Raw genomic sequence first — 14,951 nt, 5'->3', positions numbered from 1 at the left:
CTTTAAATCTTGATCTCGACGTCCACACCGGCGGACAGGTCGAGCTTCATGAGCGCGTCCACGGTCTGCGGGGTGGGGTCGATGATGTCGAGCACGCGTTTGTGCGTGCGGATTTCAAACTGCTCACGCGACTTCTTATCGACGTGCGGCGAGCGGTTCACGGTGAACTTCTCGATCAGGGTCGGCAACGGAATCGGACCGCGAACGGTCGCGCCGGTGCGCTTGGCGGTATTAACGATCTCGCGCGTCGAGAAATCGAGGACGCGGTGATCAAAGGCCTTGAGCCTGATGCGGATGCTTTGATCCATATCGGTGCTTACTTCCAATGCGGTCGGAGGACCGCGTCCCTGTGAACCATTTCAAAGACCGAAGGCCTTCGGGCATATAGCCCTCAGGGAACGCAAATCCGCAAAAACGATCGGCCCACGCAGTTGCCCGCGAAGGCCGTTGAAGTCCCAAGAAGCTGCAAAGAACAGTGACTTAGGTCGTTCCTGCGAACCGCGTTTGCAGCGAACTGCACAGCCGGTCCAACAAGAGTGGTGGCTTATGCCTATCGATTCTGATTTCGTCAAGCGCGCAAACCGGTGCTGCGACAGGATTTCGTCAGGCTGTTTCCAGCGACGGCGCCGGCCGTGAAATCGTCCTGGGTCGGCCGGCTTCGTCGACCGCCACCATGACGAACTCAGCCACTGCGGACCGCCGCCTTTCACCCGTCAGCAGGGCCTCGGCCCACAGCTCGACTTCAATCGTCACAGACGTCCGGCCCACCTTCGTCGCGCGCGACGCCAGCTCGACCATGTCTCCTTCTCTTATAGAGGACGAGAAGTCGATGCGGTTTGACGCCGCCATGACCATCACAGCTCTCGCCTTGCGCGTGGCGCAGATGAAGGCCGCCTTGCCCATCAGCTTCAGCGCATCACCGCCGTAGAGGGTGCCGTAGTGGTTGGTCCAGGTCGGGAAGACCATTTCCGCCGCCCTCAGCCAGCCGTCGTCCCGAGGCGCGCCCTCCATCAGAGGCGGCAGGTCACCCTGCCCTTCCTCTCGCGGCGCCACCATGTTGAAGACGCCCCGCGTGCACAGCCGCCTGTCGCCGCTGACCGGCGCCTCAGCCCAGAGCTCGACCTCGACACCCATCGAGGTGCGCCCCACACGCACGATCTGACCCGTCGCCTCGACCATCTCGCCTGTCCGGGCGGGGGCGGCGAAGTCGATCCGCTCGCACCCGGCCGTCACGATCGGCCGCCGCGCATGACGCGCGGCGGCCAGGAAGGCGACCTTATCGAGGTGCGCCAGTCCGACGCCTCCGAACAAGGTGCCATGGTGATTGGCGTCCCCTGGAAACACCATATCTATAAGTGTGACGCTCACGCCGCGACGGCCTCCTGACGCGCGGCCTTTGCGGCCGACACCATATTGGCCAGCGCCGCCTCGGTTTCCGGCCAGGCGCGGGTCTTCAAGCCGCAGTCCGGGTTCACCCACAGCCGATCCGCGGGCAGCTTGCCCGCCGCCGCCGTCAGCAGAGCAGACATCTCGTCTACCGACGGCACACGCGGCGAGTGGATGTCATAGACGCCCGGCCCGATCTCGGCCGGATAGCGATAGTCGGAAAAGGCGTCGAGCAGCTCCATTTTCGAGCGCGAGGTCTCGATGGAGATGACGTCCGCATCCATGGCCCCGATGTACTGGATGATGTCGTTGAACTCCGAATAGCACATATGGGTGTGGATCTGGGTCTCGTCCCGGACGCCCGAGGCCGTGATGCGGAAGCTTTCGACCGCCCAGTCCAGATAGTCCGCCCAGTCGGCGCGGCGCAGGGGCAAGCCCTCGCGCAGGGCCGCCTCGTCGATCTGGATCACGGCGGCGCCGGCCGTCTCCAGATCCACCACCTCGTCACGGATGGCGAAGGCGATCTGGCGGCAGGTGGTGCTGCGCGGTTGATCGTCGCGCACGAAGGACCAGTTCAGAATGGTCACCGGCCCGGTGAGCATCCCCTTCATTGGCCGGTCAGTCAGGGACTGGGCGTAACGCCACCATTCCACCGTCATCGGCTGGGGCCTCGATACGTCGCCGTAGATGATCGGAGGGCGGACGCAGCGGGAGCCATAGGATTGCACCCAGGCGGCCTTGGTGAAGACGAATCCGGACAGCTGTTCCCCGAAATACTGGACCATGTCGTTACGTTCGAACTCGCCGTGGACCAGAACGTCCAGTCCCAGGTCCTCCTGCCATTTCACCGTCCGCGCCGTCTCTTCGCGCAGGAAGGCGGCGTAGGCCGCATCGTCGATGACGCCCTTGCCGTGGTCGGCGCGCGCTTTGCGGACTTCGGCCGTCTGGGGGAAGGAGCCGATGGTGGTGGTCGGATAGGCGGGCAGGTTCAGACGCCGCTGCTGGACCTGGCGCCGGATTTCGAAGCAGGAGGTTCGGCGCGCCAGGGCCGGGTCGGCATCCGCCGCACGAGCCTGAACCTTCGGATCATTGATGCGGGGCGAGGTGCGGCGCGAGGCGATGGAGGCCGCCGAGGCGTCCAGCGCCGCCTTCACCGCCGCCCGCCCTTCGTTCAATGCCCGCGCCACGATCGCCAGCTCGGCCACCTTCTGCACGGCGAAAGCCAGCCAGTCCTTGATCTCAGGATCAAGAGCCGTTTCCCGCTCCAAATCGATCGGCGTGTGGAGAAGCGAGCACGACGGGGCGATCACCACTTTGCGCCCCGAAGCGACCAAGGGCTCGACCTTGTCGAGCACGGCGTTGAGGTCAGCTTTCCAGACATTGCGGCCGTCAATGACGCCCAGAGACAGGACCTGATCTACCCGCGCCGCCGAGGCGACCAGCGCCAGTTGCTCCGGCGCGCGGATCAGGTCGATGTGCAAGCCGTGAACCGGCAGACGCAGCGCCGTGTCCAGATTATCGCCCAAGGCGCCGAAATAGGTCGTGAGCATCAGCTTGATCGGCGGCGTCACATCCGTGAGCACGCGATAGGCGTGGTCATAGGCGGCCTTCGCCTCGCCGCTGAGATCCGTGACCAGGCAGGGTTCGTCCATCTGGACCCAGGTGGCGCCGGCGCGGGCCAATGACCGCAGCACCTCGGCATAGACCGGCAGCAGGCGCGGCAGCAGGCTGAGCACGTCGAACGCCTCGCCCGGCGTCTTGCCCAGAAGCAGATAGCTGACCGGACCCAGCAGCACGGGCCGGGTCTCGATGCCCTGGGCCTTGGCTTCCAGATATTCATCCAGCGCCTTGGTCGAGCCCAGGCGGAACACCTGGTCGGCTGTAAATTCCGGCGCGAGATAATGGTAGTTGGTGTCGAACCATTTGGTCATCTCCATCGCCGGCGTCCCCTCGCCGCTCGCATGGACATGGCCGTGTGCGCAGACCTCGTCGTCGCCGCGCGAACCGCGGGCCATGGCGAAATAGGTGGCCAGATCGACCCGTTCCCCGCTCCAGCCGTAGGCGGTCGGCACGGCGCCGACCATGGCTGTCAGATCGAGCACCTGATCATAAAGAGAGAAGTCGTTGGAGGGCACGATGTCCGCCCCCAGGTCGCGCTGACGCGCCCAGGTCTGGCCGCGCAGGTCGGCGGCGGTGGACAGCAGGGCCTCGGAGTCGAGCTTCCCGGCCCAGTAAGCCTCGAGCGCGGTCTTCAACTCTCTCTTGGGGCCGATGCGGGGAAAGCCGAAGGTGGCGACCTGGACGGGGTGGCGGGTCATGACATTCGAAACCTGTGTTGTGGCCAGGCTTCGGACAGGGTCGCGCGGACGCCGACGCGGACGTGCAGGGTCCGGCGGCGCGCATGCGGCCTGACCGGACACCCCGCCGGAGGACGTTATCTGTCGGGGCAGGTCTCCTGGCTCACGGGTCGGCGCCTCGGGCCCGGCCTTCCCGGCGCGAACGCCAGTGACACGAGATGGACCCTCGACTCGCCGCTTACAGTTGCGGGGGCAGCGCCGGTTTCACACCGGCTTCCCTCTTAGCTCCACGCGCCGGAAGGCACGGGGAGACCACGACGGCTGAAGATGGCCTCACAATCAGCCAGCCGTCAATAAATATAAGGATATGCTTATACGATTATATGATTGACCGATCTTAACCCTTTGCCCCGAGAAGCGCCCACCCCTGACACATTGCGACCACAAGGCGTGGCGGATGAGCCACACGACAGTTTCAAGACACTTAGGTAACGACGGTTTAATGCTCAGCTTCGCCTACTCCTGATAGCAGCAACCCTCCCCGGACCCCCATCCGGGTCGAGACTGCTAAGGACAAAAGAAAATGAAGACGATCCTCCTCGCTACGGCCGCCGCCGCCCTGTTCGCCGCTCCGGCCTTCGCCCAAGACGCCATCGGTTCGGTCGGCGTGACCTACTCCAACCCGTCGATCGAAGTCGCCGGCGATGACGTCGACGCCGACGTCTGGACCGTGGACGGCACGGTCGCCCTGCCGGCCGCCGACTGGACCGTGACCCTGAACGGCGCCATCGACTACACCAAGGCCTTCGGTGAAGAAGACGTCACTGGCGTCGCCGCCGCTCACCTGACCAAGATGTGGACCTCGGACGTCCGCGCCGGCGCCTTCGTCGCCGCAAACGACATCGGCTCGGGCAACGACCCGGTCTGGACCGTCGGCGCCGAAGCCCAGAAGTACCTCTCCAACGCAACCCTGACCGGCCTGGTCGCCTACACCACGGCTGACGACGTGGACGCCGACATCTGGACCGTCGGCGGCGACGCCGCCTTCTACGTCATGCCGAACCTGCGCCTGAACGCCGGCGTCAGCTACAACAACGTCGACTTCGACGGCGGCGACGTGGACGCCTGGACCTACGGCGTCGGCGCCGAGTACGAAATCGAGAACACCCCGTTCTCGGTCGGCGCTTCCTACACCCGCGCCGACATCGACTCGATCGACGTCGACACCTGGTCGCTGGGCCTGCGCTACAGCTTCGGCGGTGGTCTGCAAGCGCGTGACCGCGCCGGCGCCGGCCTGGGCGTCTCGTCGATCACGAGCGTCCTGGGCGCCTTCTAAGCCCTTCAGGTTTTCCTGAAACCAGAAGCCCCGGCGGAGCGATCCGCCGGGGCTTTTTCTTTGCTGCAGACACGAAAAAGGCCCCCGGGGTTCCACGACCGGGGGCCTTTCCTCTCGCGGCGGAGAGACGGGTCTTAGCGCCCGATATGAAGTGTGCCCGAGCCGACGACCGTGCGGGACACCGATCCAGTGGCGGCCGCGACGCGAACATCGCCCGACCCGGCTATGGCGACGCTGAGGTCGCGTGTGGTTCCGCCAAAGCGGACGTCGCCCGAGCCGCCGATAGCCACTGACAGCTTGTCCATGCGGCCCTGGCGAATATTGACGCCGCCGGAACCGCCGATGGAGACGTCGCCCCGGCCGTTGGCGCTGGCCACTTCGACGCTGCCCGAACCGCCCACCGCCGTCTCGAAATCTCCGGTCGCCCCTGCAGAGATCGAACCCGATCCGCCGACATTGGCTTCCAGCGACCGGGATGTGCCGGCGCGGATTGACCCTGACCCGCCGACGCCCAGCTCGAGCGGTCCGTCGACATTGGCGATGGTCCAGGTCCCGCATCCACCACTATCCAATTCGACGGAGCGCGCGCCGCGTCCCACGGCGCCGAAGACGGCCCCGCCGGCGCTCACGTCCACATTGCGTGACGTCCGCACCACGATCATGGGAGCGTCCTCCAGACGGATGCGCCCCAGATCCCGCACCTCGACCGTGGCACCCTGTCCCGGCTGGGCTGCATCCATGCGGCCTGAGTTGCAGTTGCGTATGCTGTCACTTCTTCCCCAGACGCCGTTGCGGCGAAGCCCGCCGTCGATCTCGACATCGCGGCCGGACCGTCGCACCTGGATCTGAGGCAGGCGCGACCGGCCTTGCGTCACCTCCACGCCGATGTCCTGACGGTCCTCCACGATCACGACGACGCGGGCCACAGCATTGCGGATTTCAACTTCTGCGGCCGAAGCGGGTGCAGCGGCGACGGTCATCAGCCCGGCTGTGGTGGCGGCGATCAGTGCGGTCTTCATGTGCGGCTTTCCCTTCCCGGATATGAGGAGAAGGTGCGCGTCCGCCACGCGGGAGTCATTTTAACTCGAGGTCATGAACTCGAATTAACGGGGCCGCCCAGCGCACCCGCGCCATCGGCGACGCCGAGGCGAGGTTCGAAGTCACGCTCGAACGTCGCAATCCGACTCCTCATCGCGCCGACCCGCTTCAGCGCCAGGGATGCGACCCACCGCGCCGCGAGCTCAGGCGTCGTCATGCCGTCGGTGAAGCGCGGCCTGCCGCCCCGGCTGCGGATCACCGCATTGGTGAACAGCGCCCCGTTTCGGAACCGCGACGGCCAGGTCTGGAAATCCATGGACAGGCTGACGCAGAACCGGTCCAGATTCTCCACCCGGTGCGGCGCATACAGCGGCCAGGTCAGCGCCCGGCCCGGCTCCAGATCCATCACCTGGGCGTCGTTCTCGAAAGCCAGCCTATAGGGCAGTTCCTCGGTCGTCTGGCGCGCGACGACCTGCTCCATGTTGCGCTCGGGCAGATGCCCCTCGTCGCCCGGATAGACGAACAACCGCTTGCGCCCGCGCAGGTGGAACAGCACCACTCCCGCCGCGTCGAAATGATAGGGCACCCGCGCCTTGGGCGACGACAGGATCAACTGCCCGGCGTTCTTGACCGCCCGCATCCCCGGATAGGTCGCCTGGATCGCGGCGAAATCCTTCATGGCCGCCGCCCAAAGTTCGGGCCAGCCGGTCTCGACCTGCCGCAGATTGACCCATAGCCGGCCCTGTTTGATCGCCTCCAGCAGTTCCTCGCCCGACAGCCGCCCCCGCGCGCCGGTGCGCAAACTGACCTGCCCCTCGTCGTCGTAGTCGTACAGGTTGATGTCGAACAGCTCGGCCGGATAGCGATCCAGGACGGCGGCCAGGGCTGCGTCTTCGGCGAAGCCCTGATCGATCAACGTATGGGCGTGGGTCTTCGCCTCGGCGATCGGCCCCGGGTAGCGGGTGCGGCGTTCAGTCATGACGGCCCCTTCAAGCGTGGGCGACGCGCGTCGGCGTCTTCTTCCTGGCGGCGGCCTTGCGGACGGCGGATCGCGCCGCGACGGCGGCGCCCCTCAACCGACCGACGGGCGTGGGCTCGCAGGCTTCGATGGTGGCCCAGCGCCGTCGCAGCGACGCCCTGACCGCCTCGCCCCGACCGCCGGCGCGGTCCAGCAGGCCCACGGCGGCGTCGCCCAGCGCCCGGGTCAGGCCGGGCTGCAGCACCACGGCCTCGCGCACGGTCTGGCGAGCGTTGACGAAATACTTCTTGTAGCTCTCGCCCTCGAACCCGAAGTCGAACACCCGGAACCCCTCGCCCGCCGCCAGCCGCATCGTGTCCATGCTCAGCAGGATGCCCGGCGAACACCGCGCCAGCGTCGGCTCATAGACGGGGAACCAGAAATGACAGTGTCGCCCAGCGTGCAGTGAGAACTCCACCGCCACCAGCTTTTCGCCGGCGCGCATCGCCGCCATCGAGGCGCCGAAGTCCGCGCGCGGCTCGGCCATCAGGGCGTGCAGCAGATCGCGCGTCCAGCCGCAGGCGAAGATGTCGTGCAGGCCCGAACGCCGATACTGCGCCGCCTTCAGGTCGATCAGATGGTCCAGCAGCGCCGGATCGCGCAGGCCCCGCTCCACCCGGATCGGTCCCAGTTCCGCCTCTAGGCTGCGGCGCGCCCTCTCCTTGTCCTTGAAATACTTGCCGAACGTCGAGCGGCGCTCGGCGTACCAGGCGTCATACCCGGGCTCGGGCATGGCGACTTGCACGGTCTCGCGCGCCTGACCGGTCTCGGCCTCACCGATCCAGCCGGGCACGTTCAAACGTCGCGCGCCGAGCAGACGCGCCACATCCTCCAGAGCAAGGACATCTCCGGCGGCGGCGATCACGCCGTGATAGTCGTTCATCGGCGCCCCCAGCGGCTGCACCGCCCCGCCTCGTTTCTGGTGGGGGAAGAAGCCGACGATCCTGTCGTCACGCCGAAACACCGCCACCGCCGCCCCGGGACAGACGCGGGCGGCGATTTCCGTATAGTCCCAACGAAAATAAGGGCTGGCCAGTGCAGGATTGGTCGCCGTCCAGTCGCGCCACAGGGCGATCGCGGCGGCGTCCAGCGCCTCCGCCTTGATGATCTCGACCTGCAGCGTCCGGGTCATGCGCGTCCTCATCACCCCTGAGCAGCAAGGGCCGTTCCAGATCCAAGCCTGCGCCCTGGCCCGTTTCGGTACGGTTCACCGGGATGGTGAACGACGAATGACCTGGATCGGGACGGGAGCCCCGCCGCCGCCCGCGCGTTGCCTGATGGCGGGGACAGGCTCCGCCTGGAGAGATCGCATGACCGACGCCCGTCCCGACAACCGCAAGATCGAGAACGAAAATCTGCGTCCGGACAAGGATGGAGAGCCGCCTCGCCCCGCGACCGAACCCAAGGGATCCGAAGGCTCGAGCAATTCCGGAGAGACCGCGACCGATCCCGCCACGGGCGAAGAGAACTGACCTCAGTCTCCACCAGCCCGTCGCACTCATTGAAAGACCCTTTATGATCCGCCGTTCCGCCTACCTCGCCCCCTGCTTCGCCCTCCTCGCCCTGGCCGCCTGTAATCGAGCGGAGCCGGATCGGAGCGCCCAATCGGATCCGACACGAACTGCAGCCGAGGTGGGGCGAACCGGCCCATTGTCGCGCGACGCCATCGAAAACACCGCCTATTCGCCGCCCGCCCCGACGCCCCCCTCTCAGTCCCAGCCGCAACCGCCCGCACAGCCGGATCCTGCGCTCATTCGCGCTCAGGTCCTGCTGGAACGGGCGCGATTCTCACCCGGCGCCATCGACGGACTGGCGGGATCGAACATGCGTCAGGCCGTCTCGGCGTTCCAGAAGGCCCAAAACATGCCGGTCGACGGCGAGTTGAGCGCGGAGGTCATGGGCCGCTTGCGGGCGGGGGCGATGGGCCCGGTGACCTCCACCTACGAGATCACGCAGCAGGACATATCCGGACCCTATCTGGGCACGGTTCCGACCGAACTGGCGGCGCAGGGCGAGGTGGAGGCCATGGGCTACGCCAATATCGTCGAGGCTCTGGCCGAACGGTTCCATGTCACCCAGGGTCTGCTGCGCGCCATGAACCCCGGCGCGGACTTCGGCCGCGTCGGCCAGAAGCTGCTGGTGCCGGCGATCAATGACACCCCCCTGCCCGCCGAGGTGAGTACGATCGAGGTGAACAAGGACGAGGGAGCGGTGAAGGCCTTCGACGCCGACGGCAAGTTGCTCGCCTATTTCCCCGCCACGATCGGCAGCAGCGACAACCCGACCCCGACCGGCACGGTCAAGGTCAACGGCGTCGCCCGCAATCCCGACTATGTCTATGACCCGTCCAAGCTCAGCTATGGCGATCTGGACCGTAAGGTCGTGGTGGCGCCGGGGCCGAACAATCCTGTGGGCGTGGTGTGGATCGACCTCGACAAGCCCAGCTACGGCATTCACGGGACGCCGGATCCGCACCTGATCGGCAAGACGGCCTCGCACGGATGTGTGCGGCTGACCAACTGGGACGCCTTGACCCTGGCTGAAAAGGTGAAGCCGGGCGTCATGGTTCGGTTTGTCTAGTGGACCGCGCCGAACGGGCCGCCATCCCAGAAGTCGCAGTGGTGGCGGCCGAAGAAGTCGGGATCTAGCCGGTCGCCGTCGGGCGCGAACACCCGCACCGGTCCCGCGCCTTCGACACGCGGCCATTCGGCCTCCAAATCGTCGCGGCCGAACCTGGCCCACAGGCTCTGTATCCTCTGGGACAGCGCCTTCTGCTGCGGCGTGAACCGCTTCACGTCGGCGAAGATCCAGCTCGTTCCAAAGACATACGCCAGTTCGCTGGCGTGGTAGGCGCCGAGATCCAGCCCCACGAGCCAATCCGGCAGGATGAAGGGCGCGCCCCGATCGGCGAACTCATAACCCCAGACCGGCACGTAGCGAGCGAGTTGCCGACGCAGGGCCTGGGAAGGACAGGCGAACCTCTGATCGGTAAAATTGGCCGCTATGGCGTAGGCTGGTCCCTCGGGACCCACCGGGTATCGATCCAGCACCCGCGCGCCGAAATCTCCGTACATCCAGATCGTTTCCTTTCGATAGCGGTCCATGTCCTTCACCTCGTTGGCGAACAACCGGCCCTCGTCCAGATTGGTGCCGATAATGACCGGCACGCGGGTAAACCGGCCCTCATGGATGGCGACTGCGGGGTTCTCAGGCACAGTGGCGTCGGTATGAACCGGCCCCCACGAACCCGGCCCGTTGATCCCCGCCCGCAACGACGGCGCCCGCGCCAGACGCCAGGCCGGCAGGCCCTTCAGGCAATCCATCTGATCCGGGCCGACGCAGCCCAGGCCCTCGGCGAACATCGGCCCGGACTGCGCCGCCTGCGGGGCGCTGACCAGGGATGAGGGCTCCAGGCAGCCGCCACTCTGCATGATGACCCGCTGATACAGGCCCTCCGACGCGGGAGACGTCATCAGATAACAGGCCGTCCACGCGCCCGCGCTTTCGGCGAAGAGCGTGACGTCCGAAGGGTCCCCTCCGAAGGCCGCGATATTCTGGTGAACCCATTTCAGCGCCGCCTGCTGGTCCATCAGGCCGAAATTGCCGCCGAACCCCTCGCCCGCGGCCTGGAACTGCGGGTGGGCCAGCCATCCCAGTGCGCCAAGGCGATAGTTGAACGTGACGACGATCCGCCCCTGGTCAGCGGCCAGTCTGGACGGGTCGTAGTTGGCCCCGGATCCGATGGTGAAGGCGCCGCCGGGAACATAGACCATCACCGGCCAGGGCCGGGCAGGCTCTTGAGCGGGGGTGTAGATGTTCAGATACAGGCAGTCCTCCGACCCGAAGACGATCCCGCCCCCTCCGCCGAGTATCGCCTTGCGGCCGATCGCCTGGGTGCAGTCGGCGCCGAGCCGGCGCGCATCCCGCACGCCGGTCCAGGGCTGGACCGGCTGGGGCGCCCGCCATCGAAGTTCGCCGACCGGCGGCCGGGCGAAGGGGACGCCCAGAAAGGCGCGCACGCCCGCCCCCTGCACCCCCCGCACCGCGCCCGCCTCCGTCATGGCCACGACGGGTCGTGCGTCCGCCGCGAACCGGACCTGATCGACCTTGCCGGGATGGGTGGCGCACGCCGACATAAGCAGTGATGCGAACAGAAGCGGCAGAAGACGCATGAAGAACCTTGGCCGTGGCGAGACCCTGACTAACGCAGTCCGGGCGTTGCGTATCCCGACGCCGAGAGGCGCACAGTTCGCTATGGCCAGAGGCGTTCGCGCGTCCAGGCGTCGCCAGCACGGATGAAGCGCAACCGATCATGCAGGCGGAACGGGCGGTCCCGCCAGAACTCGATCGTCCGGGGCAGGACCCGCCAGCCGCACCAACGCTCTGGCCGGGGCACGTCCTCGCCCTCGAACCGGGCGGTCTCGCGCGCGACCGCGGCCTCCAGGGCCTCGCGGGCGTCCAGAGGCCGGGACTGGTCCGAAGCCCAGGCGCCGATCCGGCTTTCGCGCGCACGGCTGGCGAAATAGGCGTCGGCCTCTTCCGCCGTCACCGGCTCGACCTGGCCCCGCACCCGGACCTGACGTCGCAGCGACTTCCAGTGAAAGGTCAGGGCGGCGACCGGGCGCGCATCCAGTTCGACCCCCTTGGCGCTCTCGCGGTTCGAATAGAAGGTGAAGCCCCGGTCGTCGATGTCCTTCAGCAGGACGATGCGGGCGTCAGGCAGGCCTTCGGCATCGACCGTCGACAGGGTCATGGCGTTGGAATCATTGATCTCGTGCGCCCTGGCCTCGGCCAGCCACTCGACGAACAGGCCGAAGGGCTCGGGTCGTTCGAAGATGGTCTCATCGCCGTTGGCGGCGAGCGCGGCGGCATAGTCGCGGGCGTATTCCTCACGCGACGGGCTGGGCGGGATCACGGGAACGGTCATGTCGGTTCTCTAACCCGGGGATAGACGCGAGGAAATGATCGGGATCAAAACGCCAGAGATCGAATCGCAGTTAACCGCGCATTGACCCTATCACGCGAACGGTAGGGGAATGAGCGCTATCCGCCCCACATCCGACGCCGCCGCCATTCGGGAGGCGCTGGCCACCCTGGGTCTGCACGGCGCGGCCGACGCCGAGGCGCTGAAAGCCGCCTTCCGCGCGGCGGTGAAAGGGGCGCATCCTGACCAACAGGGGGGCGACGCCGAACGGTTCCGGCGCGTCATCGCCGCCTATCGCCTGATCCAGACGTACGCTCCGACCCGGCCAAGCCTAGCCCCGCCCAAGCCTGGTCCCGCCTCAAGCCCGATCCTGGTTCTGAGCCCCATGCAGGCGATCACAGGGGCCAAGACGGACCTGAGATTGGGTGACCGCACGATAAGGGTCGCAGCCCCCGCCGGCCTTCGGACCGGCGAGCATCTGCGACTGAGGGGCGGCGGAGCTGATGGCGCGGATCTCTATCTGGCCGTTCTGATCCGGCCCGAAGACGGGATTTCGGTCCTGGGCGACGATCTGTTCATGAACTGGCCGACCCCGTCGCGGCTGCTTCAGGACGGCGGCCGGGTGGAGGTCGAGACCCATGCGGGGCCACGGTCCGCCTGGATCACCCCGGAGATGGCCGCGCCGGCGCGGGTGCGGTTCAAGGGACTGGGATTGCCGGCGAGAGGGCCCCGCGCCCAAGGCCATCTTTTCGTGACGCTGACGCCGTCGTCGGAAGCCCCCTCTCCGGCCGAGGACCTGCTGGTCCGGTTCACCCGCGCCTGGGCGCCGGAGCGTATGGCGGCCTAAAGCCTGCGCGCTGCGCCCGGTTTCCCGCTCAGACACTGGACCTCGCCGCCGTCCTCGACCATTAGGGTCGGCCATGTCGCACAACACCTTCGGCCATCTGTTTCGCGTGACCACCTGGGGCGAGAGCCATGGGCCGGCAATCGGCTGCGTCGTCGATGGCTGCCCGCCGATGATCCCTCTGACCGAGGCCGATCTTCAGCCCTGGCTGGACCAGAGAAAGCCCGGGGGATCGCGCTTCGTGACCCAGAGGCGCGAAAGCGATACGGCGCAGATCCTGTCGGGCGTGTTCGACGACGGCGACGGCCCGGTGACCACCGGCACGCCCATCTCGATCCTGATCCAGAACGAGGATCAGAGGTCCAAGGACTATGGCGAGATCGCGCGCGCCTATCGCCCTGGCCACGCCGACTTCACCTATCAGACCAAATACGGGGTGCGCGACCCGCGCGGCGGCGGACGGTCGTCGGCGCGCGAGACCGCCAGCCGGGTGGCGGCGGGAGCGGTGGCGCGCAGGGTGCTGGGCGACGGCGTGAAGATCCGCGCCGGCGTCGTGCAGATCGGCCCGCACCGGATCGCGCCGGACGCCATCGACTTCGACGCCGTGCACGACAACCCCCTGTTCGCCGCCTCAGCCGCCGTCGTGGCGGAGTGGGAGGCTTATCTGGACGAGGTCCGCAAGGCCGGTTCATCCATCGGCGCCGTCGTGGCGCTGGAGGTGACGGGCGTGCCCGCCGGCTGGGGCGCGCCGCTCTATGGCAAGCTCGACTCCGAACTGGCCGCCGCCCTGATGTCGATCAACGCCGCCAAGGGCGTGGAGATCGGCGCGGGATTCGACGCCGCAGAACTGTCGGGCGAGGAGAACGCCGACCAGATGCGGCTGGACCTGAACAAGCAGCCGGTCTTCCTGTCGAACCATGCGGGCGGGGTGCTGGGCGGGATATCCACGGGGCAACCGGTGACGGCGCGGGTTGCGTTCAAGCCCACCTCCTCGATCCTGACGCCGCGCCAGACCATCACCCGCGACGGTGAAGAGACCGACCTGCGCACCAAGGGCCGCCACGATCCGTGCGTCGCCCTGCGGGCTGTGCCGGTGGTCGAGGCCATGGCCGCCTGCGTCCTGGCCGACGCCTTCCTGCGGCACCGCGCCCAGGTCGGATGACGGACATCCGCCCCATCCGCGAAGGGGAGGACGAGTCCGTCATCGCCCTATGGACCGTGTGTGGGCTGACCCGTCCCTGGAACGACCCGGCTGCGGATCTTAAGCTGGCGAAGGACGGCGCGACCTCCACCGTGCTGGTCGCGGCGGATGAGACGGGGATCAGCGGGACGATCATGGTCGGCTGCGACGGCCATCGCGGCTGGATCTATTATCTGGCGGTTGATCCTGGCCGCCGTCGCAACGGATTGGGGCGCAGCCTGATGGCGGCGGCGCAGGACTGGCTGATGGTTAAAGGCGCCCCCAAACTTCAGCTGATGGTCCGCGCAGATAATGAGGCGGCTTTGGTTTTCTATCAACGACTGGGCTTGGAGCGACAGGATGTGATCGTGCTCGGCCTTAGGTTGGACGGCTGAGAGCTACCGCCGACCGCCCGGTCCCTCGGCTTCTCTTCCTGCCGCATAAGGGCCATCAGGCCGGTCAGACCCGTCGTCATCACGATCATCGCCGACTCCTGCAACTGCGAACCGTTTGCAAGTTTGCGCACATCGGGGCGGCGTGCAAGAGAGGTTCGTCGGTGGCGCGACATCCCGGGAGATCAACCGTGCGTGAAGACGGAAAACTGGACTACCTCGAACTGCCCGCCGCCGACCTGCCCGCCACCAAGGCGTTCTACAGTCAGGCCTTCGGCTGGACCTTTGTGGACTATGGACCGACCTATGCGGCCTTCGACCAGGGTCTGGACGGGGGTTTCGACGCCGATCAGGCCGAGCGGACCCCGACGCCCCTCCCCGTCCTGTTCGCCCGTGACCTGGAGGCCATGCAGTCGAGGGTCGAGGCCGCGGGCGGAAAGATCGTGAAGCCTGTCTACGCCTTCCCCGGCGGGCGACGGTTCCATTTCACCGATCCGGCGGGAACCGAAATGGCGGTCTGGTCCGACGCCTGACGC

The 14,951-nt window shown here is 67.0% G+C and carries 15 protein-coding genes and 1 riboswitch; of the genes, 7 read left to right on the top strand and 8 right to left on the bottom strand.

All coding sequences use genetic code 11. The features are described from left to right. Positions 1 to 2 precede the first annotated feature (2 nt). The 3 genes from rpsJ to metE all read right to left on the bottom strand — a co-directional run bounded on the left by rpsJ (position 3) and on the right by metE (position 3,704). Positions 3 to 308, bottom strand: coding sequence for a 30S ribosomal protein S10 (gene rpsJ, locus ACVPT3_RS05610; protein ID WP_105563630.1), 306 nt, complete (start codon positions 306 to 308; stop codon positions 3 to 5). A 295-nt stretch (positions 309 to 603) separates the two neighbouring features. Further along, positions 604 to 1,368 (bottom strand): acyl-CoA thioesterase, encoded by a 765-nt coding sequence (locus tag ACVPT3_RS05605; RefSeq protein WP_492043206.1) that lies wholly within the window; start codon positions 1,366 to 1,368, stop codon positions 604 to 606. Continuing rightward, entirely contained in the window at positions 1,365 to 3,704 is a 2,340-nt protein-coding gene (gene metE / locus ACVPT3_RS05600) for a 5-methyltetrahydropteroyltriglutamate--homocysteine S-methyltransferase (protein ID WP_492043205.1), read from the bottom strand. Before metE ends, ACVPT3_RS05605 begins: the two co-directional genes overlap by 4 nt. A gap of 110 nt (positions 3,705 to 3,814) precedes the next feature. Further along, a riboswitch (cobalamin riboswitch) is annotated at positions 3,815 to 4,015 on the bottom strand. Between the two features lie 251 nt (positions 4,016 to 4,266). Between metE and ACVPT3_RS05595 the strand changes: the two genes are divergently transcribed. Continuing rightward, positions 4,267 to 5,019: a porin gene (locus tag ACVPT3_RS05595; RefSeq protein WP_492043204.1), complete on the top strand. Its 753-nt coding sequence runs from the start codon at positions 4,267 to 4,269 to the stop codon at positions 5,017 to 5,019. Between the two features lie 134 nt (positions 5,020 to 5,153). Here ACVPT3_RS05595 and ACVPT3_RS05590 read toward each other — a convergent pair whose 3' ends face one another. The 3 genes from ACVPT3_RS05590 to ACVPT3_RS05580 all read right to left on the bottom strand — a co-directional run bounded on the left by ACVPT3_RS05590 (position 5,154) and on the right by ACVPT3_RS05580 (position 8,207). Beyond that, positions 5,154 to 6,038 (bottom strand): GIN domain-containing protein, encoded by an 885-nt coding sequence (locus ACVPT3_RS05590; protein WP_492043203.1) that lies wholly within the window; start codon positions 6,036 to 6,038, stop codon positions 5,154 to 5,156. Between the two features lie 71 nt (positions 6,039 to 6,109). Continuing rightward, positions 6,110 to 7,036 carry a transcriptional regulator gene (locus ACVPT3_RS05585; protein WP_492043202.1) on the bottom strand — a complete coding sequence of 309 codons (927 nt, stop codon included), beginning with the start codon at positions 7,034 to 7,036 and terminating at the stop codon, positions 6,110 to 6,112. A 10-nt stretch (positions 7,037 to 7,046) separates the two neighbouring features. Continuing rightward, positions 7,047 to 8,207 (bottom strand): GNAT family N-acetyltransferase, encoded by a 1,161-nt coding sequence (locus tag ACVPT3_RS05580; RefSeq protein WP_492043201.1) that lies wholly within the window; start codon positions 8,205 to 8,207, stop codon positions 7,047 to 7,049. Positions 8,208 to 8,385: 178 nt separating this feature from the next. On the opposite strand from ACVPT3_RS05580, the gene ACVPT3_RS05575 reads away from it, so the two are divergent. Next, positions 8,386 to 8,547: a hypothetical protein gene (locus tag ACVPT3_RS05575; protein WP_492043200.1), complete on the top strand. Its 162-nt coding sequence runs from the start codon at positions 8,386 to 8,388 to the stop codon at positions 8,545 to 8,547. 43 nt (positions 8,548 to 8,590) lie between these two features. After that, positions 8,591 to 9,655 (top strand): L,D-transpeptidase family protein, encoded by a 1,065-nt coding sequence (locus ACVPT3_RS05570; RefSeq protein ID WP_492043199.1) that lies wholly within the window; start codon positions 8,591 to 8,593, stop codon positions 9,653 to 9,655. Here the strand turns inward: ACVPT3_RS05570 and ACVPT3_RS05565 are convergent. Then, a complete protein-coding gene (locus ACVPT3_RS05565; protein ID WP_492043198.1) occupies positions 9,652 to 11,247 on the bottom strand; it encodes a carboxylesterase/lipase family protein in 1,596 nt (531 codons plus the stop codon). The genes ACVPT3_RS05570 and ACVPT3_RS05565 overlap by 4 nt on opposite strands. Positions 11,248 to 11,327: 80 nt before the next feature. Next, a complete protein-coding gene (gene pdxH, locus ACVPT3_RS05560; protein ID WP_492043197.1) occupies positions 11,328 to 12,002 on the bottom strand; it encodes a pyridoxamine 5'-phosphate oxidase in 675 nt (224 codons plus the stop codon). 109 nt (positions 12,003 to 12,111) lie between these two features. Between pdxH and ACVPT3_RS05555 the strand changes: the two genes are divergently transcribed. The 4 genes from ACVPT3_RS05555 to ACVPT3_RS05540 all read left to right on the top strand — a co-directional run bounded on the left by ACVPT3_RS05555 (position 12,112) and on the right by ACVPT3_RS05540 (position 14,948). Next, a complete protein-coding gene (locus ACVPT3_RS05555; RefSeq protein WP_492043196.1) occupies positions 12,112 to 12,846 on the top strand; it encodes a DnaJ C-terminal domain-containing protein in 735 nt (244 codons plus the stop codon). Between the two features lie 73 nt (positions 12,847 to 12,919). Beyond that, a complete protein-coding gene (gene aroC, locus ACVPT3_RS05550; RefSeq protein ID WP_492043195.1) occupies positions 12,920 to 14,005 on the top strand; it encodes a chorismate synthase in 1,086 nt (361 codons plus the stop codon). Further along, the gene (locus ACVPT3_RS05545) at positions 14,002 to 14,418 is read left to right on the top strand and encodes a GNAT family acetyltransferase (protein WP_492043194.1); all 417 of its coding nucleotides are present in this window, start codon (positions 14,002 to 14,004) and stop codon (positions 14,416 to 14,418) included. The genes aroC and ACVPT3_RS05545 overlap by 4 nt, the downstream gene beginning before the upstream one ends. 188 nt (positions 14,419 to 14,606) lie before the next feature. Next, complete coding sequence (locus ACVPT3_RS05540; RefSeq protein WP_492043193.1) at positions 14,607 to 14,948, top strand: VOC family protein; 342 nt, start codon at positions 14,607 to 14,609, stop codon at positions 14,946 to 14,948. The last annotated feature ends 3 nt before the right edge of the window (positions 14,949 to 14,951 follow it).

The sequence above is a fragment of the Brevundimonas sp. FV1ps31S genome, assembly GCF_058681265.1.
The sequence above is the reverse complement of the archived record's forward strand: the minus strand, read 5'-3'. Positions and strand labels throughout refer to the sequence as shown.

Coding starts and splice junctions, on each gene's coding strand:
- rpsJ (WP_105563630.1), bottom strand. CDS start 308: ATGGATCAAAGCATCCGCATCAGGCTCAAGGCCTTTGATCACCGCGTC.
- metE (WP_492043205.1), bottom strand. CDS start 3,704: ATGACCCGCCACCCCGTCCAGGTCGCCACCTTCGGCTTTCCCCGCATC.
- ACVPT3_RS05595 (WP_492043204.1), top strand. CDS start 4,267: ATGAAGACGATCCTCCTCGCTACGGCCGCCGCCGCCCTGTTCGCCGCT.
- ACVPT3_RS05590 (WP_492043203.1), bottom strand. CDS start 6,038: ATGAAGACCGCACTGATCGCCGCCACCACAGCCGGGCTGATGACCGTC.
- ACVPT3_RS05585 (WP_492043202.1), bottom strand. CDS start 7,036: ATGACTGAACGCCGCACCCGCTACCCGGGGCCGATCGCCGAGGCGAAG.
- ACVPT3_RS05580 (WP_492043201.1), bottom strand. CDS start 8,207: ATGACCCGGACGCTGCAGGTCGAGATCATCAAGGCGGAGGCGCTGGAC.
- ACVPT3_RS05575 (WP_492043200.1), top strand. CDS start 8,386: ATGACCGACGCCCGTCCCGACAACCGCAAGATCGAGAACGAAAATCTG.
- ACVPT3_RS05570 (WP_492043199.1), top strand. CDS start 8,591: ATGATCCGCCGTTCCGCCTACCTCGCCCCCTGCTTCGCCCTCCTCGCC.
- ACVPT3_RS05565 (WP_492043198.1), bottom strand. CDS start 11,247: ATGCGTCTTCTGCCGCTTCTGTTCGCATCACTGCTTATGTCGGCGTGC.
- pdxH (WP_492043197.1), bottom strand. CDS start 12,002: ATGACCGTTCCCGTGATCCCGCCCAGCCCGTCGCGTGAGGAATACGCC.
- ACVPT3_RS05555 (WP_492043196.1), top strand. CDS start 12,112: ATGAGCGCTATCCGCCCCACATCCGACGCCGCCGCCATTCGGGAGGCG.
- aroC (WP_492043195.1), top strand. CDS start 12,920: ATGTCGCACAACACCTTCGGCCATCTGTTTCGCGTGACCACCTGGGGC.
- ACVPT3_RS05545 (WP_492043194.1), top strand. CDS start 14,002: ATGACGGACATCCGCCCCATCCGCGAAGGGGAGGACGAGTCCGTCATC.